24 protein-coding genes and 2 pseudogenes are annotated in these 25,463 nt (G+C 70.9%); 14 read left to right on the top strand and 12 right to left on the bottom strand.

Annotated features, from left to right (window positions below; genetic code table 11):
• Positions 1 to 176 precede the first annotated feature (176 nt).
• Positions 177 to 266, bottom strand: a pseudogene (locus ACZ7IB_RS33335) (RacP protein); the annotation flags it as partial.
• Positions 267 to 297: 31 nt separating this feature from the next.
• Between ACZ7IB_RS33335 and ACZ7IB_RS33330 the strand changes: the two are divergent.
• Positions 298 to 855 (top strand): DinB family protein, encoded by a 558-nt coding sequence (locus ACZ7IB_RS33330; protein WP_470917689.1) that lies wholly within the window; start codon positions 298 to 300, stop codon positions 853 to 855.
• Positions 856 to 932: 77 nt separating this feature from the next.
• On the opposite strand, the gene ACZ7IB_RS33325 is transcribed toward ACZ7IB_RS33330, so the two are convergent.
• Genes ACZ7IB_RS33325 through ACZ7IB_RS33315 form a run of 3 tightly spaced genes read right to left on the bottom strand, consistent with a single transcriptional unit; the run spans position 933 to position 3,298 of the window.
• On the bottom strand, positions 933 to 1,337 hold the full coding sequence (locus ACZ7IB_RS33325; protein ID WP_470917688.1) for a GntR family transcriptional regulator: 405 nt from the start codon (positions 1,335 to 1,337) through the stop codon (positions 933 to 935).
• 45 nt (positions 1,338 to 1,382) lie between these two features.
• Complete coding sequence (locus tag ACZ7IB_RS33320; protein WP_470917686.1) at positions 1,383 to 2,357, bottom strand: ABC transporter permease subunit; 975 nt, start codon at positions 2,355 to 2,357, stop codon at positions 1,383 to 1,385.
• On the bottom strand, positions 2,354 to 3,298 hold the full coding sequence (locus ACZ7IB_RS33315) for an ABC transporter ATP-binding protein (protein ID WP_470917685.1): 945 nt from the start codon (positions 3,296 to 3,298) through the stop codon (positions 2,354 to 2,356). Before ACZ7IB_RS33315 ends, ACZ7IB_RS33320 begins: the two co-directional genes overlap by 4 nt.
• A 218-nt stretch (positions 3,299 to 3,516) precedes the next feature.
• On the opposite strand from ACZ7IB_RS33315, the gene ACZ7IB_RS33310 reads away from it, so the two are divergent.
• The 6 genes from ACZ7IB_RS33310 (at position 3,517) to ACZ7IB_RS33285 (ending at position 9,645) form a co-directional block, all read left to right on the top strand.
• Positions 3,517 to 4,350 carry a M55 family metallopeptidase gene (locus ACZ7IB_RS33310; RefSeq protein WP_398630581.1) on the top strand — a complete coding sequence of 278 codons (834 nt, stop codon included), beginning with the start codon at positions 3,517 to 3,519 and terminating at the stop codon, positions 4,348 to 4,350.
• Positions 4,343 to 5,704: a M20/M25/M40 family metallo-hydrolase gene (locus ACZ7IB_RS33305; RefSeq protein WP_470917684.1), complete on the top strand. Its 1,362-nt coding sequence runs from the start codon at positions 4,343 to 4,345 to the stop codon at positions 5,702 to 5,704. Before ACZ7IB_RS33310 ends, ACZ7IB_RS33305 begins: the two co-directional genes overlap by 8 nt.
• 22 nt (positions 5,705 to 5,726) lie before the next feature.
• Complete coding sequence (locus tag ACZ7IB_RS33300) at positions 5,727 to 7,715, top strand: prolyl oligopeptidase family serine peptidase (protein ID WP_470917682.1); 1,989 nt, start codon at positions 5,727 to 5,729, stop codon at positions 7,713 to 7,715.
• Positions 7,712 to 8,656: a S66 peptidase family protein gene (locus tag ACZ7IB_RS33295; protein ID WP_470917681.1), complete on the top strand. Its 945-nt coding sequence runs from the start codon at positions 7,712 to 7,714 to the stop codon at positions 8,654 to 8,656. Before ACZ7IB_RS33300 ends, ACZ7IB_RS33295 begins: the two co-directional genes overlap by 4 nt.
• A gap of 82 nt (positions 8,657 to 8,738) precedes the next feature.
• Positions 8,739 to 9,038 carry a hypothetical protein gene (locus ACZ7IB_RS33290; RefSeq protein ID WP_470917680.1) on the top strand — a complete coding sequence of 100 codons (300 nt, stop codon included), beginning with the start codon at positions 8,739 to 8,741 and terminating at the stop codon, positions 9,036 to 9,038.
• A 22-nt stretch (positions 9,039 to 9,060) separates the two neighbouring features.
• Entirely contained in the window at positions 9,061 to 9,645 is a 585-nt protein-coding gene (locus tag ACZ7IB_RS33285) for a GNAT family N-acetyltransferase (RefSeq protein ID WP_470917678.1), read from the top strand.
• Here the strand turns inward: ACZ7IB_RS33285 and ACZ7IB_RS33280 are convergent.
• Positions 9,642 to 9,983, bottom strand: coding sequence for a hypothetical protein (locus ACZ7IB_RS33280; RefSeq protein ID WP_470917676.1), 342 nt, complete (start codon positions 9,981 to 9,983; stop codon positions 9,642 to 9,644). The genes ACZ7IB_RS33285 and ACZ7IB_RS33280 overlap by 4 nt on opposite strands.
• 468 nt (positions 9,984 to 10,451) lie before the next feature.
• On the opposite strand from ACZ7IB_RS33280, the gene ACZ7IB_RS33275 reads away from it, so the two are divergent.
• Positions 10,452 to 10,829 carry a helix-turn-helix domain-containing protein gene (locus tag ACZ7IB_RS33275; protein WP_470917675.1) on the top strand — a complete coding sequence of 126 codons (378 nt, stop codon included), beginning with the start codon at positions 10,452 to 10,454 and terminating at the stop codon, positions 10,827 to 10,829.
• A 925-nt stretch (positions 10,830 to 11,754) separates the two neighbouring features.
• Positions 11,755 to 13,602 carry an asparagine synthase (glutamine-hydrolyzing) gene (asnB, locus tag ACZ7IB_RS33270; protein WP_470917673.1) on the top strand — a complete coding sequence of 616 codons (1,848 nt, stop codon included), beginning with the start codon at positions 11,755 to 11,757 and terminating at the stop codon, positions 13,600 to 13,602.
• A gap of 49 nt (positions 13,603 to 13,651) precedes the next feature.
• Here the strand turns inward: asnB and ACZ7IB_RS33265 are convergent, their stop codons facing one another.
• From ACZ7IB_RS33265 to ACZ7IB_RS33255, 3 genes are read right to left on the bottom strand one after another with little or no spacing between them, the layout of a single operon-like run.
• On the bottom strand, positions 13,652 to 14,392 hold the full coding sequence (locus tag ACZ7IB_RS33265; RefSeq protein WP_470917671.1) for a polysaccharide deacetylase family protein: 741 nt from the start codon (positions 14,390 to 14,392) through the stop codon (positions 13,652 to 13,654).
• An 11-nt stretch (positions 14,393 to 14,403) separates the two neighbouring features.
• On the bottom strand, positions 14,404 to 15,363 hold the full coding sequence (locus ACZ7IB_RS33260; protein WP_470917669.1) for a DMT family transporter: 960 nt from the start codon (positions 15,361 to 15,363) through the stop codon (positions 14,404 to 14,406).
• A gap of 8 nt (positions 15,364 to 15,371) precedes the next feature.
• Positions 15,372 to 16,187 carry an SDR family NAD(P)-dependent oxidoreductase gene (locus ACZ7IB_RS33255; RefSeq protein ID WP_470917668.1) on the bottom strand — a complete coding sequence of 272 codons (816 nt, stop codon included), beginning with the start codon at positions 16,185 to 16,187 and terminating at the stop codon, positions 15,372 to 15,374.
• Between the two features lie 409 nt (positions 16,188 to 16,596).
• Here ACZ7IB_RS33255 and ACZ7IB_RS33250 point away from each other — a divergent pair, with 409 nt between their 5' ends.
• The gene (locus ACZ7IB_RS33250) at positions 16,597 to 17,691 is read left to right on the top strand and encodes an MGDG synthase family glycosyltransferase (RefSeq protein ID WP_470917667.1); all 1,095 of its coding nucleotides are present in this window, start codon (positions 16,597 to 16,599) and stop codon (positions 17,689 to 17,691) included.
• Between the two features lie 350 nt (positions 17,692 to 18,041).
• On the opposite strand, the gene ACZ7IB_RS33245 is transcribed toward ACZ7IB_RS33250, so the two are convergent.
• Positions 18,042 to 18,395: a DUF6204 family protein gene (locus ACZ7IB_RS33245; protein ID WP_470917665.1), complete on the bottom strand. Its 354-nt coding sequence runs from the start codon at positions 18,393 to 18,395 to the stop codon at positions 18,042 to 18,044.
• 254 nt (positions 18,396 to 18,649) lie between these two features.
• Between ACZ7IB_RS33245 and ACZ7IB_RS33240 the strand changes: the two genes are divergently transcribed.
• Positions 18,650 to 20,620, top strand: a complete 1,971-nt coding sequence (locus ACZ7IB_RS33240) for a DUF5107 domain-containing protein (RefSeq protein ID WP_470917664.1) — start codon at positions 18,650 to 18,652, stop codon at positions 20,618 to 20,620.
• A 57-nt stretch (positions 20,621 to 20,677) separates the two neighbouring features.
• Here the strand turns inward: ACZ7IB_RS33240 and ACZ7IB_RS33235 are convergent, their stop codons facing one another.
• The 3 genes from ACZ7IB_RS33235 to ACZ7IB_RS33225 form a co-directional block, all read right to left on the bottom strand.
• Positions 20,678 to 21,031 (bottom strand): VOC family protein, encoded by a 354-nt coding sequence (locus ACZ7IB_RS33235; protein WP_470917663.1) that lies wholly within the window; start codon positions 21,029 to 21,031, stop codon positions 20,678 to 20,680.
• 24 nt (positions 21,032 to 21,055) lie between these two features.
• Positions 21,056 to 21,865 (bottom strand): class I SAM-dependent methyltransferase, encoded by an 810-nt coding sequence (locus ACZ7IB_RS33230; protein WP_470917662.1) that lies wholly within the window; start codon positions 21,863 to 21,865, stop codon positions 21,056 to 21,058.
• Between the two features lie 210 nt (positions 21,866 to 22,075).
• Positions 22,076 to 23,584 (bottom strand): phosphatase PAP2 family protein, encoded by a 1,509-nt coding sequence (locus ACZ7IB_RS33225; protein WP_470917660.1) that lies wholly within the window; start codon positions 23,582 to 23,584, stop codon positions 22,076 to 22,078.
• 82 nt (positions 23,585 to 23,666) lie between these two features.
• Here ACZ7IB_RS33225 and ACZ7IB_RS33220 point away from each other — a divergent pair, with 82 nt between their 5' ends.
• From ACZ7IB_RS33220 to ACZ7IB_RS33210, 3 genes and pseudogenes are all read left to right on the top strand, one after another.
• Positions 23,667 to 24,251, top strand: a complete 585-nt coding sequence (locus ACZ7IB_RS33220; RefSeq protein WP_470917659.1) for a TIGR03086 family metal-binding protein — start codon at positions 23,667 to 23,669, stop codon at positions 24,249 to 24,251.
• 82 nt (positions 24,252 to 24,333) lie between these two features.
• Positions 24,334 to 24,606, top strand: a pseudogene (locus ACZ7IB_RS33215) (IclR family transcriptional regulator domain-containing protein); the annotation flags it as partial.
• The gene (locus tag ACZ7IB_RS33210; protein WP_470917658.1) at positions 24,603 to 25,454 is read left to right on the top strand and encodes an SMP-30/gluconolactonase/LRE family protein; all 852 of its coding nucleotides are present in this window, start codon (positions 24,603 to 24,605) and stop codon (positions 25,452 to 25,454) included. The pseudogene ACZ7IB_RS33215 and the gene ACZ7IB_RS33210, both read left to right, overlap by 4 nt.
• Positions 25,455 to 25,463 lie beyond the last annotated feature (9 nt).

The raw sequence follows: 25,463 nt of genomic DNA, 5'->3' as shown, positions 1-25,463 counted from the left end.
AGTGATCGCGGGCCTCTACCCGGCGATCCGCGCCTCCCGCCTCCACCCGACCGTGGCACTGAACGCGACATGAGGCAGCGGCGTACGGGGTGCCCTCTTGAGGCGGCGCCCCGTACGCCCCACTTGCCCCACGGAGAACGGGCGTGGGTGCGACGACGTCATGACGATTGCCCCGTTGCGGCGGCGTGTGGGGAGACCGTGCCGGTGATGAACCGGCGGAACTCGGCGAGCTTCTCGGAGAGCACGGCACTCCCGTATGCCTCCAGCCGCGTCGCGGCCGGTGTGAGGATGGCTGCCATGACATGGACGACACCTCGCATCGAACGCACGACAGTCGACGGCGACCAGCTGAACGTCCCGAGCACCGCGGACGAGCGAGCCATGCTGGAAGGCTGGCTCCGATGGCACAGGGAGACGCTGCTCACCAAGTGCGCCGGACTCGACCCGGCGCAGCTGGCGCACACCGCCGCCGAGCCGTCGAACCTCACTCTCCTCGGCCTGGTACGGCACATGGCGGAGATCGAACGCTGGTGGTTCCGGCGGAGTTTCGCGGGTGAGCCGATCGGTGACGTCTTCACCGGCCTGGATGACGGGGACGAAGGCATCGACGGCGTCGACGCCGCGTACGCGGAACGCGACTTCGCCGCGTTCCGCGCCGAGGTCGAGGCATGCGAGGCCGCCGTGGCGGGGCGCGGTCTCGACGAGACATTCATGTCGACGACCCGTGGCCGGCTCGTCAGCCTCCGCTGGGTGTACCTGGTGATGATCCAGGAGTACGCCCGCCACAACGGCCACGCGGACCTGCTGCGCGAACGGACCGACGGCGCCACGGGCGACTATCCGGCGTCGGGTTGAGCGCGGTTTCGTACTCCTCGGTGCGAGGAGTACGAAACCGTCCCTCAGCCGTCCCTCAGCCGTCCGTCAGCCGTCCCTCAGCCGTCCGTCTCGGACGGATACACCGCCGCATAGGCCGAGCGGAACAGGGCGGTGACCTCCTGGCCGCCGAGCCCCTGAGACCGTGCCTCGTCCAGCCACCGGGCGAGCGAGGTGCGCAACGGGGAGTCGGGGCCATCCTGGGCCGGGGCGAGGGATCGGGTGATGAAGGTGCCTGCTCCCTGCCGGACCTCGGCAAGGCCTGCGCGCTCCAGCTCGCGGTACGCCTTGAGGGTCGTGTTCGGGTTGACCTTGGTCTCCGCCGCGACCTGCGCGGCCGTGGGCAGCCGGTCGCCCTCCTCCAGGGCACCCATCCGCAGAGCCTGTTCGACCTGGCGCACGATCTGGAGGTACGTCGCCACTCCGCTGCGTCTGTCGATCCGGAATACGACCACCGTCTTCACCTCCCTTTGAACTGCCGAAACGATACGTACCTGCGGCGGTTTGTCCTAAAGGGGGCTCCGGGACACCCGCCACAGGGTGAACACGGTGAGCACGGCGGTGGCCGCGAGCAGGATGCCTGCCCCGGTCCACTGCATGGACGGCATCTGGTCGTAACCGAGGTACTCGACGACGTTGTTGACGATGCCGTGCTCCTTGATGCAGGCGCTCGAGGCCGTTTCGGTGGTCTTGGCGCACACCCCCCAGCCGTAGAGATGGCCGTCGGCGGAGCCGATCCAGCCGTCCAGCTGGTGCGACTCGTTCAGCCGTGCGGGCATGTCGCCGTCGAGCGGGTAGGTGAGCATGCGTGACGGGGCGAGATATACGCGCATCTCGCCCCAGACGACCTCGGTGATCGCGGCGAAGACGAACGTGACCAACATGGACGCGAGGACACGGCGCAGCAGCATGCCGATGGTGATGCCGGCGGCGGTCAGGAAGAGGCAGAGCGCGGGGAGCATCGGACCGGTGTTGTCGAAGACCGGCCCCTCCGGCCACAGGCTGGGGAACACCGAACGGTAGGGCTTCCACCACCAGGTGAAGAACGCCGAGAGCACCGCACCGGACACGACCACCGCCGCGTAGCACCAGACGATCTTTGCAGTAAGCCAGCGACGGCGGGATACGGACTGGGTGGTGACCAGCTGCGCGGTGCCGTGCTCCTGATCGCCCGCGATCAGCGGGGCGCCGAGGAAGACGGCGAGGATCACGGGCAGCGCGCTCAGGGCCGTGACGGTGAGGTTGAGTCCCGTCGAGATGAATGTCGGCTGCGCCAGCTCCTTCTCCGGCCAGCCCGCGGCTTCGAGCGTCTGGCTCATCCGGCCGTGCTGGTACGCGATCCAGATCGAGCCGAGGACCATCGCGGCGAGCACGGCGAGCAGCGCGGCCCGGTGCTGACGTACGACGAGCCAGTTCAGCCCGCGCAGCAGACGGGGTCCGGGCGCCCGTCCGGTTCGGGGCGTCTCGGTCAGGGTGGCGCTCATGAGGTGTGGATCCCTTCGGCCTCGATACGGGCACCGGGTGTGAACAACGGGGGTGCGTCCGGCGAGCGGAGATGCGCCAGCAGCACTTCCTCCAGGCTGGGTTCGGCGACCACCCAGTCACCCGGCAGCGGGCCGTTCGGTCGCACCAGCGCCTGGAACTGCCTGCCCTGGACACGGGCTTCGACCACAGTGTGGGGAGCCAGCGAGGCGGCCGGGTCCCCGCCGGTGGCGAGTCCCGTGACCAGCGCGTGGGCCGGGACGAGGGCGTCCGCGTCGCCCGCCATCCGGATTTTGCCCTCGGCGAGGACCAGCAAGTAGTCGCACATGTCCTCCAGCTCGGACAGCATGTGCGAGGACATCACCACTGTGGTGCCGCGCTCCACGGCCTCCGACATCAGGAGGGAGCTCATGTCGTGGCGGGCCAGCGGATCGAGGTCGGACATCGGCTCGTCGAGCAGCAGCAGTTCGGGTCGCTTGCCGAAGGCGAGCGCGAACGCGACACGGGTGCGCTGACCACCGGAGAGAGTGCCGACACGGGCGTGCATCGGCACCTGGCCGGACCGTACGATCCGCTCCGCCGCGGCCATGTCCCAGCCGGGGTTGAGCTCGCTGCCCAGACGCAGCGTCTCCGCCACGGTGAACCGCTTGAACAGTGGTTTGTCCTGCCCGAGGAAGGCGAATCTCGGCATCGCCGCGGGATCGTCCACCGGCACGCCGAAGATGTGGAGTTCGCCCTCTGTCGGCTGCACCTGCCGGGTCGCGAGTCCCAACAGGGTGCTCTTCCCTGCCCCGTTGGGGCCGACGAGACCGCAGATCCGCCCGGCCGGCAGCCGGAACGAGCAGTCGCGCAGCGCCCAGCCACGACGGTAACGCTTACCCAGGCCGCGGGCCTCCAGCGCCCATGCGCCGGACGCGCCGCCCGGAGTGAATGCGTCTGCCATGCACTTCGCCTCAATTCCATTAGTCAATTAATGGAATCATGGTCTTGGTGAAGGAGGACTGTCAAGGTGACGCAAGCGGGCCCGCGCGCCGACCGGACGCCGCGGCGTCCGGAATACACCTGTTCGGGGTGTGGGACGCGCTCTCTTCGGAGGACTGGACCATTGAACGTATCTGTGGCTCTGGCCTGGCGGTTCTTCGGCGCGTAGCGTGAGCCCGCATGAAGATCCTGATCAGCGCGGACATGGAAGGCGCCACCGGCGTGACCTGGCCGGCCGATGTGCTGCCGGGTACCCCCCAGTGGGAGCGGTGCCGTTCCATGTTCACCTCCGACGTGAACGCGGCGGCGCTCGGCTTCTACGACGGCGGCGCCGACGAGGTGCTCATCAACGAGGCCCACTGGTCCATGCGCAACCTCCTGCTGGAGCAGCTCGACGACCGGGTCCAGATGCTCACCGGCAGGCACAAGTCCCTCTCCATGGTGGAGGGCATCCAGCATGGCGACGTCGATGCCGTCGCCTTCGTCGGTTACCACACGGGCGCCGGTACGGAAGGGGTCCTCGCCCACACGTATCTGGCGAACTCCATCACCGGGGTCTGGCTCAACGGCGCCCGGGCCGGCGAGGGGCTCCTCAACGCGCATGTCGTGGCCGAGTACGGCGTTCCCGTCGTCCTCGTCACCGGCGACGATCTGACCTGCGTGGACGCGGACGGGTACGCCCCCGAGGCCCGCAAGGTCGCCGTGAAGGACTATGTGTCGCGGTATGCGGCGGTGTGCCGCACCCCGGCCCGTACCGCCGCGGACATCCGCGCGGCGGCCAAGGATGCGACCGCGCTCGCCGTGCGGCACACCCCGGTGGAGGGCGGCCCCTTCACCGTCGAGCTGGAGTTCGACGCCGAGCATCTGGCCGCGGCGGCCACCGTGGTCCCCGGCGTGGCGCCCAGCGGTGAACGGCGCGTCGCCTACACCAGCGCGACGATGTACGAAGGTATCCGCACGTTCAAGGCGGTGACGACGATCGTGTCGTCCGCCGTGGAGGAACAGTATGGCTGAGGCGGCCCACCCCCAGGAGAGCGCCGAGAGTACCGAGAGCATCGACGAGCGGGCGCTCGACGAATCGGTGACGTTCACTTCCGAACTGATCCGGATCGACACCACCAACCGCGGCGGCGGCGACTGCCGGGAACGCCCGGCCGCCGAGTACGTCGCCGAGCGGCTGGCCGCCGCCGGACTGGAACCCACCCTGCTGGAACGCACCCCGGGGCGCACCAATGTGGTGGCCCGGATAGCCGGAACCGACCCGTCCGCCGACGCCCTGCTCGTACACGGCCATCTCGACGTCGTCCCGGCCGAGGCCGCCGACTGGACCGTGCATCCCTTCTCCGGGGAGGTCCGCGACGGTGTCGTCTGGGGGCGCGGCGCCATCGACATGAAGAACATGGACGCGATGGTCCTGGCCGTCGTCCGGGCCTGGGCGCGGACCGGCGTCCGGCCCCGCCGCGACATCGTGATCGCGTACACCGCCGACGAGGAGGCCAGCGCCGAGGACGGCTCCGGCTTCCTCGCCGACCGGCACGCCGAACTCTTCGAAGGGTGTACGGAGGGCATCAGCGAATCCGGCGCCTTCACCTTCCACGCCGGTCAGGACATGCCGCTCTACCCGATCGCCGCCGGCGAGCGCGGCACCGCCTGGCTGAAACTCACCGCGCGCGGCAAGGCAGGGCACGGCTCCAAGGTCAACAAGGCCAACGCGGTCAGCGCACTCGCCGCGGCCGTCGCCAGGATCGGCGAGCACCGGTGGCCGGTCCGGCTCACCCCGACCGTGCGCGCCGCGCTCACCGAGATCGCCGCGCTGCACGGCATCCGTCCCGACCTCGACGCCCCCGGCTTCGACGTGGACGAGCTCCTCGGCAAGCTCGGACCGGCCGCCGCCCTGGTCGAGCCGACCGTCCGCAACAGCTCCAACCCGACCATGCTGGAGGCCGGGTACAAGGTCAATGTGATCCCGGGCCACGCCACCGCCTTGATCGACGGCCGGATGGTGCCCGGCGGCGAGGACGAGTTCCACACCACCCTGGACCGGCTGACCGGACCCGATGTCGACTGGGAGTTCCACCACCGCGAGGTCCCGCTGCAGGCCCCGGTCGACTCGCCGACCTTCGCGAAGCTGCGCGCCGCCGTCGAACGCTTCGACCCGCACGGCCACGTCGTGCCGTACTGCATGTCGGGCGGCACGGACGCCAAGCAGTTCTCCCGGCTCGGCATCACCGGCTACGGCTTCTCACCGCTGAAGCTGCCCGCCGGCTTCGACTACCAGGCGCTGTTCCACGGCGTCGACGAACGCGTCCCCGTCGAGGCACTGCACTTCGGCGTCCGCGTCCTCGATCACTATCTGCGCACGGCCTGACCCGGTACGGGGGGAATTGATCATGAAGTCCACAGCGGCCCACGGAACGTGGCCGTCACCGATCGACGCACGACTGGCCGCCTCCAACGACGGCCGTCCGGAGTACGTCGGCGTGGTCGGCGACGAGGTGTGGTGGACGGAACCGCGCCCCGCCGAGGCGGGCCGCCGCGCCCTGATCCGCCGCCGGGCGGACGGGACCAGCACCTGCGTCCTGCCCGCTCCGTGGAACGTACGGAGCCGGGTCATCGAGTACGGCGGACAGCCCTGGGCCGGGGCCGCACGCGCCGAGGGCGGCCCGCTGATCGTCTTCGTCGACTTCGCCGACCAGCGGCTGTACGCATACGCCCCCGACGGGCCCGGCGAACCCTGGCCGCTCACCCCCGTCTCGGCCGTCGGCGGCGGACTGCGCTGGGTCGACCCGCAGCTCCACCTCGACCGGGGCGAACGGGGCGAAGTGTGGTGCGTTCTGGAGGAGTTCACCGGCGAGGCACCCACCGATCTGCGCCGGGTGATCGCCGCAGTACCGCTGGACGGCTCGGCGGCCGACGACCGCTCGGCAGTGCGTGAACTCACCGACGACAGTCACCGCTTCGTCACCGGACCGAAGCTCTCGCCCGACGGGCGCCGGGCGGCCTGGATCGCCTGGGACCATCCGCGGATGCCGTGGGACGGTACCGAAGTGATGCTCGCGGACGTCGCCGACGACGGTACGTTCCACCGCACCCGCAGTTTCCTCGGCGGCCCGGAGGAATCGGTGCCGCAGATCGAATGGGGCGCCGACGGACAACTCCTCTTCGCCAGTGACCGCAGCGGCTGGTGGAACCTGTACCGCGCCGACCCGCACCGGGGCACGGTCGCTCTCTGCCCCCAGGAGCAGGAATTCGCCGGACCGCTCTGGAAGATCGGCCTCAGCTGGTTCCGGCCGCTGGAGAACGGCCTGATCGCCACCGTCCACGGCCGGGGCACCACCACGCTCGGCATACTCGACCCGGAGACCGGCGAACTCGTCGACGTCGCCGGGCCCTGGACCGAATGGGCCGAGTCGCTCGCCGTGCACGGCAGCAGGATCGTCGGCATCGCCGCGAGCCCGTACAGCGCCTACGAGGTCGTCGAGCTGGACACCGCGACCGGCCGCACCCGGATCATCGGCACACCGCACGAGGACGCCGTCGACCCCGCCTACTACCCGCAGCCCGAGGACCGCACCTTCACCGGGCCCGACGGCCGGGAGATCCACGCCCACATCTACCCGCCGCGGAGCCCCGACCGGGTCGGCCCCGACGGTGAACTGCCGCCCTATGTGGTCTGGGCGCACGGCGGCCCCACCGGCCATGCCGCACTCGTCCTCGACCTGGAGATCGCCTACTTCACTTCGCGCGGTATCGGCGTCGCCGAGGTCAACTACGGCGGCTCCACCGGCTACGGCAGGACCTACCGCAACCGGCTGCGCGAACAGTGGGGCGTCGTCGACGTCGAGGACTGCGCGGCCGTCGCCGAAGCGCTGGCCGCCGAGGGTACGGCCGACCGTCAGCGGCTCGCCATCCGGGGCGGCAGCGCCGGCGGCTGGACCACCGCCGCCTCACTGACCGGCACCGATGTCTATGCCTGCGGCACGATCATCTACCCCATCCTCGATCTGACCGGCTGGGGCACGGATGAGACCCATGACTTCGAATCGCAGTACCTGGAGTCCCTGGTGGGCCCGCTCGCCGAAGTCCCGTCGCGCTACCGCGAACGGTCGCCGGTCACCCGCACCGACCATCTGACCACGCCCTTCCTCCTGCTCCAGGGGCTGGACGATCCGATCTGCCCGCCCGTCCAGTGCGAGCGGTTCCTGGCCGAGGTCGAGGGGCGCGGCATCCCGCACGCGTATCTCACCTTCGAGGGGGAGGGGCACGGGTTCCGGCGCGCCGACACCATGATCCGCGCCCTGGAGGCGGAACTCTCCCTGTACGGCCAGACTTTCGGCATCGGCTGTCCCGACGTACCGCGGCTGGAGCTGAAGAAGTGACCCTCGCCCCCCTGACCCGCCCCGCCCGACTGCGTCCTGGTGCCAGGATCGCCGTCGTGTCACCGAGTGGGCCGGTGCCCGCCGACCGCCTGGAGGCGGGCCTCGACGTACTGCGCGGCTGGGGTCTCGACCCGGTCGAGGCACCCCATGTCCGTGATGTGCACACGGAGTTGGACTACCTCGCCGGTACGGACGAGGTGCGGGCCCGGGACCTCCAGGAAGCCTGGTGCGATCCGTCCGTCGACGCGGTGATCTGTGCCCGCGGCGGGTACGGCGTGCATCGCATGGTCGACCTGGTCGACTGGGCGGCGATGCGCGCGGCCGGGCCCAAGGCGTTCATCGGCTACAGCGACATCACCGTGCTCCACGAGGCGTTCGCCCAGCGCATGGGGCTCGCCACCCTGCACGGCCCGATGGCAGGCACCGAGACCTTCCTCAAGGACCCGGACACCCAGGAGTCCTTGCGGGCCACCCTGTTCGAGCCCGAGTCGGTACGTACCCTCGGCCTGCCCACGGCGCGGGTGCTGGTCCCCGGCAGGGCCCGCGGCATCACCTACGGCGGCTGTGTGAGCCTGCTCGCCGCCGACATCGGCACCCCGAACGCCCGGACGTCCGCCCGGGGCGGGCTGCTGGTGATCGAGGACACCACCGAGGACCCGTACAACATCGACCGCATCCTCACCCAACTGCTGAGGGCCGGGGCGCTCGACGGGATAGTGGGCGTGGCCTGCGGCTCCTGGGCGGGCTGCGGCCCGTACGAGAGGGTACGGGCGGTCCTCGCCGACCGGCTCGGCCCACTGGGCGTACCCGTTGTCGAGGAGCTGGGCTTCGGGCACGGACCGACGGCGCTCACGATTCCGCTCGGCGTGCCCGCCGTGCTGGACGCGCCGGCCGGCGGCGGCCCCGCCACGCTCACCATCGAGGTGCCCGCGCTGGTCTGAACGGCCGTGAATCGCGAAGAAGTTGAGCATCCTTCAGGAATCTCCGCCCCGAGCGTTGACATCGCTATGAACGTGTCACGGCATGAGCGCGGTCAGTTACTTACTGGTCGGTAAGGCGCCCTCGGTGTGGAGGACTTCGTGTCACTTCGGCAACTGCAGCGACGGGCACGCCCGGGAGGGTGTCGCGTTCTCGGGCGACCTGCGGCACTGGCGCAAAGGCGACGAGGTCCTCGTCGGCATCGGCCCGTCCGGGCACATCGACGACCGCCACGCACACAAGCCGGGCCTCATCTCCAGCGGCGGCAAGCTCCACCACTTCTACTGCGCCGTCGGGGACAGCCCCGAAGGCCCGGTCCGGGGAATCACGTACGCGACGGGTTGACCGCACGTTCTAGGCTGGCCGGATGTCCGAAAACGTATATCTGGCCCAGGGATCGCGCACGGCGATCCGCCCTTACACCCAGGCGGATGCCGAAGAGTTCACCACCCGGGCGAGGGAGAGCCGGGACATGCACAGCCCCTGGATCTTCCCGCCCGGCGACGCACGCGCGTACGCCGCCTACGCGGGCCGGCTGATCGAAGACCCCACAAAGGCGGGCTTCCTGGTCTGCGAACGCGGGGGCGGCGAGAGCGGGGCAGGCGAGGGTGGGGCCGGTGCCAGGATCGCGGGGTTCATCAACATCAACAACATCGTCGGCGGCGGGTTCCGCTGCGGTGCGCTCGGATACGGGGCCTTCGCCCATGCGTCGGGGCGCGGCCTGATGAGCGAAGGGCTGGGACTGGTCCTGCGGTACGCCTTCGGGCCGCTCGGCCTGCACCGTCTCGAAGCCAACATTCAGCCCGCCAACGAGGGTTCGCTCGCCCTCGTCGAACGGGCCGGATTCCGCCTGGAGGGGTTCTCGCCGGACTTCCTCTTCATCGACGGAGCCTGGCGCGACCACGAGCGGTGGGCGATCACGGCCGAGATGCTGAGCCAGGACGGCGTCTAGGACCCGGGCCGGGCCGTACCCACGGTCGCGGACACCACAGCGGTGGGCTCGGGCCCGGCCTGCACGGCCGGGGTTCCGTCCGGAGCCCAGAGGCCGGAGCCGCCCGACGTACGGGCGTACACCCCACTCGGTCCCGCCGCGGTGGCCAGCATCGCCCACACACCATGGGCGAGCGCCGCCCGGTTCATGTGGCCGTCGCGCCGGGCGGCCTGCTCGGGTCCGGGGCCGTACAGGGTGCTCGCGACATACGCGTCGATGCCCAAGACCGCCGCCGCGGCGACCGCCAGCACCGACGGCAGCCGCAGCGCCACCAGGCCGCCGTCCCAGAGGCCGAACACCCCCCCGGATGATCAGGTAGTACAGGCCGTGCACGACGTCGACATGGCCCAGGGGGTGCCAGATCTGCGGCACACTCCGATGTGACATTTCATAGGTGACTGCTTCGTCTCCCCACAGGGTGTCCTGGCGACGGATTCCCCACGCCCCGATGAGCAGGGCCAGCAGGCCGGGGGTCCACGGGACCGCCCGGCGCAGGGCGCTCCGGACCGGTTGCGGGAGATGTTCCGTTCGCGAATCGACGACGTGTGCGGTGCGCTGGATGAGAGAGATGACGTGCTCCGTCCGAAGAGAGGTCTCTCGCTCAGTCGATCGTCCGTCGTATTGATGGGCAGCCCCCGCAGGCGGTGCCAATCAATTTCATTTGCGCTGTTCAGCGCCGTTGCGCAGACAACTCGACGGCGCATGGCGTGATCGCCGGTTCGGTAACTCGACGGTGGGGGCACAGGGTGGGACGTCCGGAGAAACCGGTGGATCCTGCCGCCGGTGCGGTGCAGATGTTCGCCCATGAACTGCGCAAACTCCGCCACCGGGCGGGCAGCCCCGCCTACCGTGCGATGGCCCGGCACGCGCCCTTCTCGGCGCCCACACTCTCCGCCGCCGCAGCCGGCGAGCGCCTGCCGTCGCTGCCCGTCGCCCTCGCCTATGCGGCGGCCTGCGGCGGCGAGGCGGCGCACTGGGAGGAGCGCTGGCGCGCAGCCGCCTCCTCGGAGTCGGCAGCAGCCGAGGAGCAGCGGACGGCGGGCGCGCCCTACCCGGGGCTCGCCCGGTTCGAGCCCGGAGACCCGCTGTCGATGCCGACCACGCTGCCGGTCCTGGGCCGACCAGGTCGGGAAACTGAAGGGTGACCCCGCCTGGTCCACCGTGTACCGCAAGCGTGACGGCTCCGTGGTGGCGACGGCCCCGGACGGCAGGTTCCTCACGGAGCTGGGTCAGTCGGTGGAACCGGAGTCGGGCCGGGCGAGGCGCGTCCTGCGGGGCGAGAGTGTTGTCGCAACCGCCGCCTACAGCCCGGACGGCCAATACCTGGCCATGGCCGACTTCTTCGGACGCGTCACCTTGTGGGACGGGGCGGGGCGCCGCCGCCTCGCCGTGCCGGCTCCCGGCACCGACGGCGGGCTCCCGCGACCGGCCCTGGCGTTCTCCGCCGACAGCCGGTCCGTCGCCGTCGGCTCACCCGACGGTTCCGTGCGTATGCGGACACCGAGGACCCCGGCTCCCAGGGAGCACCGCTGCCCGCCACGGACGGGCCCGTGCCGGCGCCGGCCTTCGCCGCACAGGACAGCCGGCTCCGCGTCACCACCCCGTACACCGCCCTGCGCACCTACCCGCTCGCTCCGTCCGGGCGGCCGCAGCCGCCTGCTCACGCTCCCGGGGCGGTCTCTCGAAGGACGAATGGCAGGCGCATCTGCCCGATGTGGGGTATCGGACCATCTGCTGACCCCCAGGGTGCACCCCACTGGCCCACCCCGGATTGGTCAAGTCTTTGCTTGTGGCCGATTCGGGCTGCCCGCCGCGCCCGCGGGCCTTTCCCGTACGGGCTGCGGAGCGCAACACCCTGTATAGAAAGGGAAAAATGGCGGCCGAAAGTATGAGGGGCCGGCCTCCGTCGATGTAACGACCGTGTTGACCGTACGCAATCGCAGGCAGAGGCTCGTTACATAGCTGCTAAATGCAACTGGTTCTGCCGGCCTTCGCTTTCGGCACGCCGCCCGGGGGACGGCACCGTGCGTACGAACGCTTTCCGGCCGGGACCGAATCGGGAGGACGCGTATGTGTGGCATCACCGGCTGGGTCTCCTTCGACCGTGATCTGCGGGCAGCCGAGGACGTCGCGACGCTGGACGCGATGACGGAGACCATGTCCTGCCGGGGCCCCGACGACCGGGGGACCTGGATCGCCGATCACGTGGGGCTCGGACACCGGCGGCTCGCGATCATCGACCTGCCCGGCGGACGCCAGCCCATGACCGTCGGCACACCCGAGGGGGAAGTCGCTCTCGTCTACTCCGGTGAGGCGTACAACTTCACCGAACTCCGTACCGAACTGACCGCCCGCGGGCACCGCTTCATCACCGACTCGGACACCGAGGTCGTGCTGCACGGCTATCTGGAGTGGGGCGAGTCCGTCGCCGAACGGCTCAACGGCATGTACGCCTTCGCCCTCTGGGACAGCCGCCACGACAAGCTCGTCATGATCCGCGACCGGATGGGCGTCAAGCCCTTCTACTACTGGCCGACGTCCGACGGAGTGCTCTTCGGCTCGGAACCCAAGGCCGTCCTCGCCAATCCCGTGGCCCGGCCCCGGGTGACTCTCGACGGGCTCCGGGAGCTCTTCACCCTCGTCAAGAACCCCGGCCACGCCGTATGGGACGGCATGTACGAGGTGGAGCCCGGCACGGTCGTCACCGTGGACCGCGGCGGCCTGCGCAAGCACGTCTACTGGCAGCTCAGGACCCGTCCGCACCCGGACGACCGGGACACCTCGATCGCCAACGTACGGTCACTGCTCGACGACATCGTGCGCCGCCAGCTGGTCTCCGACGTACCCCGCTGCGTCCTGCTCTCCGGCGGCCTCGACTCGTCCGCGGTCACCCTGCTCGCCGCCCGGCAGCTCGCAAAGAGCGGCGAGAAGGTCCGCACCTTCGCCGTCGACTTCGTCGGACGCACCGAGAACTTCGTCGCCGACGAACTGCGCACCACCCCCGACACCCCGTTCGTGCACGATGTGGCCGAGCAGGCGGGCACCCTCCACCGCGACATCGTGCTCGACCCGAACACCCTCGCCGACCCCGACGTCCGCGCCCGGATGATCCGGGCCCGGGACATCCCCATGGGCCTCGGCGACATGGACGCGTCGCTCTATCTGCTCTTCCGGGCCATCCGCGAACATTCGACGGTCGCGCTGTCCGGCGAGTCGGCCGACGAGGTCTTCGGCGGATACCTCCAGTTCTTCGACGAGGAGGCCCGCAGCGCCGACACCTTCCCCTGGCTGGTGCGGTTCGCCGAGCACTTCGGCGAGGACGCGGGCATGCTCCGCGACGACGTGAACCAGGCCCTCGGCCTGGAGACGTACATCCGCGACAGCTACGACTCCGCCGTCGCCGGCATCGAACGGCTCACCGGTGAGAGCGACTTCGAGTACCGCATGCGCAGGATCTGTCATCTCCACCTGACGCGGTTCGTACGCATCCTGCTCGACCGCAAGGACCGCGCCAGCATGGCCGTCGGCCTGGAGGTCCGGGTGCCGTTCTGCGACCACCGGCTCGTCGAGTACGTCTACAACACCCCCTGGGCCCTGAAGTCCTTCGACGGCAGGGAGAAGAGCCTGCTGCGTGAGGCGACCGCGGATCTGCTTCCCCGGTCCGTGTACGAGCGGACCAAGAGCCCCTATCCGTCGACCCAGGACCCCAAGTACGCCGTCGCCCTCCAGGAGCATGCCCACGACCTCCTCGCACGCCCGGACCACCGGGTCTTCGACCTCATCGACCGTGCCCGGCTGCAGCGGGTCGCCGACCACGATGCGCCCCGGATCACCTCGGCGTCCCGCCGCGGCCTGGAACGCACCCTGGACCTCGCGATGTGGCTGGACATGTACGAGCCGGAGGTGGACCTCGGCTGAGCGGTCCGCCGCCTCCGGCCCGGCGCGCGGCCCGTCGGGGTCGACGTACTCAACCGACCCGGCGCAGGGGCGTGAGGCCGTGGTCGACGAGCGGGCCGACGGTCAGCCCTTCGGCCCGAAGGCCGCTGATCATTTCCGGCAGCATCGCGAGTGTTGGCCGCCACCGGCCGGATGCCGACAGGTCGGCATCGTGGAGGAGGACCGTGCCGCCGCCCCGGAGCCCGCTGCGCACGGTCGCCAGAACTCTCTCGGGGGTCGCGTCCTCGGTCCAGTCCCGGCCCCAGGCCGACCACAGCACCGGCCTCAGTCCGGACTGCAGGGCCGCGGTCCAGCGGCCACCGGTCAGGATTCCGTACGGAGGCCGGTACCACAACGGCCGGGCGCCCGAGATCCTTCGTACCGCCTCGGCGGCGCGCGAGACCTCGCGCGTGTCCCGGACAACGGTGGGAAGCCATGGGCGACTGTGTGTCCATCCGTGAACGGCGAGTTCGTGTCCGCGGCTGACGATGTCGCGGCCGAGCTCCGGATGGCGCAGAAGGCTCTCCCCGAGCACGAAGAACGTGGCGCGTGTGGACAACTGGTCCAATACGCGGAGGAAGTGCGGGGTGGAGCGGGGATCCGGGCCGTCGTCGAAGGTCAGGGCGATGTGGCGGGGGTGTCCGAGGCCGGCCAGGGAAGGGAAACACCTGCGCCGCAACCCGGGCAGCCAGGTGCCGGCGGGGGCGACATGAGCGGTCAGCGCCAGCGCCGACGCGGCCAGTGGGGCACGGAACGCAGGGGGGAGCCTCATGGGCCGGGGATTCACCGGGATTCCGCGTCTTCGTCGTTGTCGGCCATCGGTTGCGGTCGGGCCTGCTCGGTCGCGATGTCGTTCCCTCTCGTCGAGTCCCAGTGACCCGCGACCGCCGGGGAGAGCGACAGGCCCACCGTCCCGGCAGCGATCAGGCAGGCACCGAGCATGGCCGGCAGCAGATGAACGCCCAGCGCGGTCCGTTCATCGAACAGCGCCTTCCCCAGCACCACACCCACCAGCGCGTCCCCGAGGGTGAGCGCCGGCTGGGAGGCGGCGAGTGTCCCGGCACGCAGGGCGCTCTGGAGCAGCAACAGACTCAACAGACCGGCGCAGCACATCGCGTACAGGTACCCCGTGGTGAAGACCGCGGCCGCACCCTGCGGGATCCGGCCCGTGACCTCCTTGATCAGAGCGGCCGTACATGCGAAGGAGACGGCGGTGACACAGCCCAGCACCGCGGCGCAGGCGGCGCCCGCGAGGGTCCGGGCGAGCAGGGTCAGCGCGGCCATTGCCGTCGCGGCGGAGATGCCGACAGCCAGCCAGGTGCCGGCCTGTCCCGTTGCCTCACCCACCGACGGGCCGGCGGCGGCCAGGAAGAGCGCCAGCCCCGCGGCGAGCATCAGGAACGACATCCACGTCCTGCCGCCCGGACGGTGATGGAAGACCGCCGTGCCGAGCAACAGCGTGAAGAGGAGCTCGCTCGCCATCAGCGGCTGGACCACCGACAGGCTGCCGACCGCCAGCGCGCCCGCCTGGAAGGCCGCGGACAGCCCGAGCGCCGACGCACCGGCCAGCCAGAAAGGACGGCGTACCAGCTGTGCCAATCGGCGCACCGCCTGCCGCACATCCGGTCTGGCGCCCGCTGCCTCGAACTCCACCTGCTCCATGGCGGCCCGCCGTTGGAGCACGGATGCGGCGCCGTTGGCGAGAGCCGCCGACAGCGCCAGCATCACGGCGAGAACATTCATGTCGCTGTTCAGCCGAAGCGGGTGGCGAGACGGTGATAGAGCCCGGGGGCAACGGAACGCACACATCCCGGCAGACGCAGCCAGCCGGGGACGAACACCTCATCACGGCCCGCCACAACGGCGTCCCAGACCGCGTCTGCGACGCGTTCCGGCGGCATGGGCCGGGGCCACGAACGGGTGTACGGCAATCCCCGGCGTTCGAAGAACGGTGTGTCCACCACCGCGGGGACCAGATGGGTGATGCGTACTCCGGTTCCCCTCAGTTCGTAGTGCAGCGCATCGGCGAAGGCGGCAATCGCTGCCTTCGCAGCCGAGTACACCGCCTCACCGCGGACAGCCGCGGCTCCCGCCACCGATCCGATCAGCACGATGTGCCCGCGCCCCGCTGCGAGCATGTGCGGCAGCAGAAGCCGTACCAAATGGACGACGGACACCAGATCCACGGTGAGGACCCGGTCGGCGGCGGCAGCCGGCATGGAACGGAAGGAGCCGGCCCAGCCGACCCCCGCTGCCGCCACGAGCAGGTCGACTCCGCCGGCGGTGTCGAGGGCCTCCTTGACCAGTTGCTCCGTACTGTCGGCCGACATCAGGTCCGCGTAGAGAGCCGTCGAGTACGTCGTCGCGGCCACGCCGTCCAGCCGCTCGCGGTCGCGACCGGCGACCAGGAGCCGCCAGCCGCCTTCGGCCGCGATCCGGCGTGAGACCGCGGCGCCGATACCCGAGGAGGCCCCCGTCACCAGGGCCACACCCGCCCGGACGCCTCTGCCGTCCGACGCGTCAGCGCTGGGCGCGCCGCGTTGAGTGATGCCCGGAGCACGTGACATGGCTTCTCCCCTGTCTCAGCACGGTACGGCGCGGTGCCCGCCTTCACACATTCAGGATGTGGGACTTCGCGTCGCCGTGTCGGGTTAGGAGTAGCCCGGACGGGCGTCGGCAAAACCGTCGGGGCCCACGCCTCACTGCACCGCACCGCTCGCACCCACAGAATGGAAGAACCGCGTTCCGTGCCTCTTCCGACGGATCCTCCGGATGCTCGCCGAACGAGGGTGGTCATGTGCCTGTTGGTCATGCGGCTGAGCCTCCGGCCGCGCATCGGAGCCTCGGCCGGACGGGGGTGTTCCCGCTGCGGCGAGTGAAGGCGCCATCGGCGCTGCCGGCTCCGGATGGCGAAAAGGGACTCGGGGGGCCGGTAACGCCCTCCTGTACCGACGCCCGGGCGGGGGTGTACGACAGATGAACGCGGTACCCGGACGCTTCCTCATCCTGAGCGCAGGCATGGGCTCCGGTCACCACGCGGTGGCCACCGAACTGGCCCGTCGGCTGGAGGCCGGCGGAGGGCGGACGACGACGGTCGATGTCCTTGATCTGCTGCCTCCTGGTATCGGCAGCGGACTGCGCTCCTTCTACCGGTCGGTCATCTGCGGCATGCCTGTGGTCTATGCCGGGCTGTACACGGCGTTCTTCCGCGCCGGGGGCGGCCCCCGCCCCGGGAGCGCCCCGCTGGCAGCCCTCGCGGAGCGAAGGCTGCTGCTGCTCGTCGCACAGCAACGACCGGACGTGCTCGTACCCGTCTTCCACCTTGCCGCCCAGCTCACCGGCGGGCTCCGCTCGCGCGGCGCACTCCCGGTCCCGAGCGCTGTCGTCATCACCGATTTCGCTGTTCACCGCCAATGGCTGCACCCGGGCAACGACCTCCATCTGTGTCTCACATCCGATCTTGCGCATCAGGTACGGCGAGCGGTACGGCGCCCGGCCGTCACCTCCGGCGCTCTGGTGGCCCCCCGGTTCCACGCCCCGGCGCCCACGGTGGCGGACCGGCAGCGGCGGCTCGACCCGCCGGACCGTCCGCAGGTGCTGATCTCGACGGGGGCCTGGGGCGCCGGCGCCCACCTGGGGCAGACCACGCGGCTGGTGGCTTCGGCGGGCTACAGACCGGTCGTGCTCTGCGGCACGAACACACGCCTGCGCCGGGACCTGTCACGCATCGCCCATGCCGATGCCAGGGGCTGGGTCGACGACATGCCAGGACTCATGACGGCCTCCCGCGCGCTCATCGACAACGCGGCAGGGCAAACGGCGCTCGAAGCGATGGCCGTCGGATTGCCGGTGGTCAGCTATCGGCCCATTCCGGGTCATGGCAGAGAGGGCGCCCGACGGATGGCCGAGCACGGTCTCACCGACTACGCAACGGACCCGTGGGCGCTGATCCGGGCCCTGGACAACCTGACCGCTTCGGGCCCGGCGCGCGAGCGGCGCATCACCACAGCCCGCAGCCTGTTCTCCGGCGAGGGCGTGCTTCCTCTCGAAGCTCTGGTTCGACCGGGCTGAACGGCCCATCCGGAAGCGACGGCCCGCTCAGCAGTGCCGGGCGGCTGAACCGATGCGCAGCCGCATGGTGTTCGAGCACCCGTCATCTGATCCGCTGGAGGCGCTGGGCACCCTCTTGCACGATGCCGCCGGCGCCCTGGGCGGGTCGGTGTCCGTGGGGCAGCGGAGCCGCCGCGACCAGCCCCGATCGTTGTCCAGAGGTGAGCTGCGGCAGGGACTTTTCAGGGACTTGCAGCTCTGTCGGAGGGGCTCCGACGGGACAGTCCGATGTGCAAGCGAGTGAGCCCATGACAGAACTGAAAGACAAGAATTCCCCGGTCAGTGCACCTGCGGCAGCTTTCGGTGCGGTGTCACGCCGCTCCTGACGTCCGCCGCCCCTTGTAGTTGATTTTCATGGTGTCCATGTCCGTTGCCGTGGACCGCAGTTCGCCATGGCCGTACCCCTGCTCCTTCAGCAGCGTCTCGGCCCGGTCCTCGGCGATCGCGGATGCCATCTCCTCGCCGTCCCCGGCGTCCGACACGACCACGAATCGGAAGCTGAAATGCTTGAGCACACGGTCGTACGTCAGCGAGCCCTCCTCGGTGAACTGCATCGCGCTCAGGCCGTGCAGGTCCACCTCGGACAGGAGCCGGGCGCGCGCCTCGTCCGTCAGACCGTCCCAGGTACCGCGCACGATCACTCGGTAGGTGTGCTGCGTGCTCATCGTGTTTCCCGCTCCGCATTCCGCTCGTGAACCGTCGGGGGCCAAGGTTACGGCGGTGAGGACGGGGCGCACGCGAATTATCGCGGGGGCGGCGGCCCCGGGTCATTGCGGGGAGGGCGACCCCGGCCGTCGTCTCCGTGGTCTTTTGCCGAAGTCTGACGGCGACGCCCCTGGCCGGGCCGCTGTCCAGCGTGTTCCATGGTCATCGAGGGCGCCCGGACCTGCGGCGGCCCGTGTGAGGGAGCGAGGTTGCCTTGGCCACGACCGTACGACGTGCCGTACTGACTCTGCCCGCCGCACCACTGGGCCCGGAGAACCCGCTGCCCGCACTGCGGCGGCTCGACGAGATGCATGTCGTCGACGACCGCGACAGGGCCGGACTGCCACCTGACATGGCACGCCAGATCGGCTACGAACCACTGGCCACCGTGCTCCCGGTCCGCATCCTCGACGGGTACGGGCGCGAACGCGTCCCCACCGGACTGGACGCGATCATCATTGAGAACGACCGGCTGCGGGCCACCGTCCTGCCCGGGCTCGGCGGCCGCATCCACTCCCTCCACCACAAGCCGACCGGCCGCGAACTCCTCTACACCAACCCCGTCCTGCAGCCCGCCGACTTCGCGCTCAACGGCGCCTGGTTCTCCGGCGGCATCGAATGGAACATCGGCGCCACGGGTCACACCACACTGTCCTGCGCCCCGGTCCACGCCGCCCGGGTGCCCGCACCCGACGGCGGTGAAATGGTCCGCCTCTGGGAGTGGGAGCGGCTGCGCGACCTGCCGTTCCAGGTGGACCTCTGGCTGCCCGAGGATTCCGACTTCCTGCACGTCGGCGTACGGATACGCAACCCGCACGAACACACCGCACCCGTCTACTGGTGGTCCAACATCGCCGTACCGGAGGGCGAACGCACCCGCGTCCTGGCCCCGGCCGACGAGGCATGGCACTTCGGTTACGAGCGGACCCTGACCAGGGTCCCGGTCCCCGAGACCGGCTCCGTCGACCGTACGTACCCGCTGCGCGGCGACTTCCCCGCCGACTACTTCTACGAGGTGCCCGACGGCGCCCGGCGCTGGATCGCCTCCCTTGACGAGGACGGCCACGGACTCGTCCAGACGTCGACCGATCTGCTGCGCGGCCGAAAGCTGTTCCTGTGGGGCAGCGGCCCGGGCGGGCGCCGCTGGCAGGAGTGGCTCACCGAGCCCGGCACCGTCGGATACGCCGAGATCCAGGCCGGACTCGCCCGTACCCAGCTGGAACACATTCCCCTCGAACCGGGCGCCGAGTTCAGCTGGCTGGAGTCGTACGGGCCGCTGTCCGCTGACCCCCGGGCCGTGCACGGCGACGACTGGGCGGTGGCCCGCGCCGAGACCGAGCGACGGCTCGCCGAGGCGCTGCCGCGCGCGGATGTCGACGCCGCGTACGCCGCCTGGCGCCCCTGCGCCGACAGCGAGCCCGGTGAGCCGCTCGCCACCGGTTCCGGCTGGGGTGCCCTCGAAGTCCGGCGCGGCAAGTACAAACTCCCCGGCACACCGTTCGCCGAGTCGACCCTGGGTGAACAACAGGCACCCTGGCTCGACTTGCTCGACCAGGGCGTTTTCCCCGAACCGTGCAGGGTGATCCCGCCCGGCCCCTCCCTGGTCTCCCCGCACTGGCGCGACATGCTGGAGACGGCCTTGGCCGAACCCCTCACGGAGTATCACCTCGGAGTCGCCCAGTGGCACGCCGGCGACCGCGCCCAGGCGGTCCGCAGCTGGGAACGCGGACTGGCCCTCGCCCCGTCCCGCTGGCCGCTGCTGCGCTGCCTCGCCGTCGCCGCCGAAGAGGGCGGCCAGTGGGACCGGGCGGCCGACCTCTACACCGAGGCGTTCGACGACCTGTGCGCGGAACGTCGCGACGACGGCGACGCCTGGACGTCCGCCACGGTGGCGCTCGGCGGCGAGGCGATGGAGGCGCTGCTGACGGCAGGGCGCCCCGAAGCGGCCCGGACGGTGTGGGCAGGCCTGCGCCCGGCGGTCCGACAGCGCGGCCGCTTCCGCCTGTTGGAGGCCCGGCTGCTGATCGCCGAGGGCGACCGAGCCGCCGCCCGGGCCGTTTTCGACGAGGGTTTCGAGGTCGCGGATCTGCGCGAGGGCGCGGAAATCCTGGACGAGGTGTGGGCGGAGCTCACCGACGAGCCGCTGCCGGACAGATACAACTACCGTATGCGCCCCAGGAGTTGATGGCGAAGGCCGTCCGGCCCGCGCCCACCTCCACCGGCGCGGGCCGGGTGCCGCGGGTCAGAGGGCCAGGTTCCGGTCGACGTACTCGAAGACCGAGCCGTCCGGATGCACCGCGATCAGATTGCGGCCCACCGGCGTCGGTACCGGGCCTGCGAGGATCCGGGCGCCGACGCGGGTGAGCGAGGCGTGGGCTTCGTCGGCATCCTTGACCGCGATCGTCGCCGTCACCTTGCGCAGGATCTCCAGCTCCGACTCCGGGCCGCTCATCAGCAGAAAGCAGCTGATCGCGGCGACCGAGACGCCGCCACGCTCGAAGCGCAGCGCAGAACTGGCCGTGAGGTCCTCGTAGAAGGCCACCGCGGCCTCCAGGTCGTCGACGCAGATACGCAGCGTGGTTCCCAGAATGTCCATGCGGACAAGGGTAGTTGGCGGTGCTCAGGCCCGGCAGAGCACCTCGCCGTGCGGGACCATGAACCAGGCGTCGTCCTGTGCGCCCCACTCGCGCCAGGCCGCGGCGATCGCGGCCAGCTCCTCGGTGCTTGCGTGGCCGCCGTCCACGGCCAGCTTCGCGTACACCGAGCCGACCGTACGGTCCGCCCACAGGCCGCTCCACCAGGCGCGGCTCTCCGGGGTGGCGAAGCACCAGTTGCCGGCGGTCGGGGCGATGTCGGTGAAGCCGGCCCGGCGGGCCCAGGAGAGCAGCCGGCGGCCGGCGTCCGGCTCGCCGCCGTTGGCGCGGGCCACCCGTCCGTACAGTTCCTGCCAGTCGTCCATGCCCGGTACCTCGGGGTACCAGGTCATCGCCGTGTAGTCGCTGTCGCGGGCCGCGACGATGCCGCCGGGACGGCAGACGCGCCGCATCTCGCGCAGCGCCTGCACAGGGTCGCCCACGTGCTGGAGCACCTGATGGGCATGGGCGACGTCGAAGGAGTCGTCGGGGAAGTCCAGGGCATGGACATCGGCGGTGGTGAACCCGACGTTGTCCAGGCCGCGTTCGGTCGCGACCTCGGCCGCCCGGTCCAGGATCTCCCGGGTGGTGTCGACGGCGGTCACCCGGCCTGGGGCGACCAGCGCGGCCAGATCCGCGGTGATGGTGCCGGGTCCGCAGCCGACGTCCAACACGGCCATGCCCGGGCGGAGTTCGTCGATCAGATACGCCGCGGAATTGGCGGCGGTGCGCCAGCGGTGCGAGCGCAGCACCGACTCGTGGTGGCCGTGGGTGTAGACGGCGGTCTCCTTCGGCATGGCCGTGGATCCTTTCTCGAAACGCAGAGCGCGACATGCGAACCGCGAAGCGCTGATCGGTACGGTCACGGTACGCTCGAATGTCGAATTATGAGATGTGTGTCTTGATATATGGACGAGCCAAAGGTTGGCCGGCGTGCGGAAGGGGCGGCCAACACGCAGTCGGCCGCCCCGTGTTCGCTCGCGCGTGGCTGATTCCCGGACGCTCCTCTACACCGGCATCGGGCAGTACACCGTCAGTGCCTCCGGAAGCTTGTCGATCATCAACTCATGCCGGCTGTACGCCACCTCGCCGTCGTACGCATAGGGTGTGCCGGGCTTCAGGCCGGCGATCCGCACCCTCCGGCGCCGTTGTGCCGCATGTACGGGGGAGCGGGTCAGCGGGCCCGCGACGGCTGCCGCGAGCAGGCGCAGGCCCGGCGTCCGTCCGCCGTGCACCACCCGTACGTCCAGCAGGCCGTCCGCGAGATCGTGCCGGCGGCCCGGTGCCGGACCCACCCGCTGGAACAGGCCGTTGCCCACGAACAGCAGCCACAGCGGGCGCCGCCGACCCTCCAGTTCCGCCTCCAGCGGACGCTCGCCACGCAGCACCTCCCATGCCGCGACCAAGCCCGCCGGCCAGTCCCCGATACGTGGGGCCCAGCGCTCACGGGTCCGCACCAATTCCGGATAGACGCCCAGGCTGAAGGCGTTGAGAAAGTAGCCGTGTCCACCATCGGTCCCCTCGGGTCCGGGCCGGAACCGGCCGAGGTCGACCCGGACCGCATCGCCCGCGGACAGCGCGGCGCAGGTGTCGTCCACGGTCTCGATGCCCAGGTCGTACGCGAAGTGATTCAGCGTCCCGCCCGGGAACACGGCGAGCGGCAGACCGTGCGCGGCGGCGACGGCCGCAGCCCGGTTGACCGTGCCGTCCCCGCCGCAGATCCCCAGCACCCGGCCCCGTCCCGCCGCGTTCTCCAGCTCGGCCGAGAGCTCCTCGGGGGCGCACTCCACCACCTCGGCGCGCGGCAGCGCATTCCGCACCAGCGAGGCCGTCGCGGTCGCCGTGCCCGATTCCTCGTTGACGACGACCACCAGGTCCTGGCCGGCCGGCAGTGCGGGCGCGTGGCCGGGCGGGCGGCCCGGTGCCGGGAGCTGTCCGCGGGTCGGTACGACACCGCGCAGCGCCAACGCGGCGCCCGCGCCGAGCACCGCACCGGCGAGCACATCACTCGGATAGTGGACTCCGGTGTAGACGCGGGAGGCGGCGACGGACAGGGCGAGCGGTGCGACTACCGCCCCCCAGCCCTTCGATTCGAGGGCGACACCCGTGACGAAGGCCGCGGCCGACGCGGCGTGCCCGGAAGGGAAGGACGTGGTGAACGGCTGATGCTTGAGCTGACGGATCACCGGCACGGCGTCCAGCAGCGGACGCTCCCTGCGCACCGCGCCCTTGCCGATGGTGTTGATCGCGGCCGACGCCACGGCCAGCGAGGCGATCCCGCGCAGCGCGGCCCGCCGGGCCCGGACACTGCCGCCCAGCGCCGCCAGGCCCGCCGCGGCACCGAACCACAGCAGCCCGTGATCGGCGCTGCGGCTCAGTCGCGGCAGCACGGGCTCGGCGCCCGGCCAGTTCCGGTGGGCCAGGCCATGGAACACGGCGAGATCGCGGCGGTGCAGCCAGTGGCGCAGTGCGGTGGACGACCGGCCGGTGAACGGGGTACGGCGTGGTGCAGACATGGGACAGCGAATACCCCGCCCGGACGTGCCGAACCAGGAGGCGCGCTCGCGCACCCGTTACGGGCCGGGGAGAGTGGACCCCATGGCATCTGTCCCCACCAGCGAAATTCTCGACCGCCACGGCGAGGCGCTCCGGCTGTTCACGGACCGGGTGCATGCCGTACGCGACGACCAGTGGTCCGCACCGACGCCGTGCACCGAATGGACCGTCCGTGATCTGGTCGCCCATCTCGCCTCCGAGCAGCTCTGGGTGCCGCCCCTGCTCACCGAGGGCCGCACCGTCGCCGAGGTCGGTGACGCCTTCGACGGCGATGTGCTGGGCGACGACCCCGTGGCCGTGTGGGACCGGGCGGCGGACGGGGCGCGCCGGGCGTTCGAGGCGCCCGGCGCCCTGGAGCGGACGGTGAACCTGTCGTACGGGAACAGCGCCGCCGATTCCTACTGTGCGCAGATGGTGGCCGACGCGGTCGTGCACGCCTGGGACCTGTCCCGGGCCATCGGCGCCGACGAGCGGCTGCCCGCACCACTGGTCGCGTTCACACGCCGCGAGGTCGGACCGTATGCGAAGGATCTCTCGCAGAGCGGACTGTTCGCTCCGCCCGTCGGGACCCCCGCGGGCGCCGACCCGCAGACCGAACTGCTCGCGCTCCTCGGCCGACGGGCCTGACCTCACCCGAGGTCACCGGCATTGTCGCGGCAAGTGCCACCCGATTACCCTGTGTTCGTGATTCCGGCTCACCGGGATGATCCACGACAGCATCACGGACGAAGAGGAGCTGAGGACCGTGCTCGCTTCGGTGCGCGAGCGGGGAGTCGCGGTGGAGCGCGGTGAGTCCGGCCCCGATGTCAGCTGTGTGGCCGCGCCGGTACGGGACCGTACGGGCAGCGTCGTCGCCGCGCTCTCCCTATCCGTACCCATGATCCGCTGGACCGAGGAGCGCGAGGAGGAACTGGCGAGCCTCGCGGTCGACGGTGCCGATGCGCTCTCCGGCCGGCTCGGACACCACGAGGGGCAGAAGTGACCACCACACGCCTGGATGTCGCCGTACACGAGCACGCCGAGCTCGGCGAGGGACCGACCTGGGATCCCGTCACCGGCCGGCTGATCTGGGTCGACATCGTCTCCGCCCGCGTGCACACCTACGACCCGGTGAGCGGCCGCCGTACGGTGATGGCCACCGAACAGCACGTCGGAGCCGCCAAGCCGCGCGCCGGTGGCGGACTTGTGGTCAATCTGCGCGACGGCATCGGCCTGTACGACCCCGACGGCGCCTTCGACTGGCTGGTCCACGATCCGGAGCCCGGACGCCGCGGCAATGACGCGGCGGTCGCTCCGGACGGGGCGCTGTGGGCGGGCACCATGCGCTACGACGGCGTGGAGACCGGCGGCAGCCTCGCCCGCGTCGCGCCCGACGGCGCGGTCACCCCGGTGCTGCCCGTCGTGGCCTGCGGCAACGGCATCGGGTGGAGTCCGGACGGGCGGCTGATGTACTTCATCGACACGCCCACGCGCCGTATCGACGTCTTCGACTTCGACGGTCAACACGCCGTGAACCGACGCCCGTTCGCCACCGTCGAGCAGGGTGCGGGATTCCCCGACGGGCTGACGGTCGACGCCCGGGGAGCCGTCTGGGTCGCTCTGTGGGACGGCGCTGCGGTGCGCCGCTACACGGCCGACGGCGCCCTGGACCGGATCGTCGGACTCCCCGTACAGCGCCCGACGGCCTGCGCCTTCGGCGGCAGGGACCTGCGCGACCTCTACATCACCTCGGCCCGCACCGGGCTCGCCGCTCCGCATCCGCTGTCCGGTTCGCTGCTGGTGCTGCCGGACGCGGGGCACGGGATGCCCGGGTCGGCCTTCGCGGGCTGAGCCCGCCCC

Source organism: Streptomyces sp. NPDC037301, from assembly GCF_055602785.1.
Note: the sequence above shows the minus strand (reverse complement) of the source record. Positions and strands in the feature narration are given on the sequence as shown.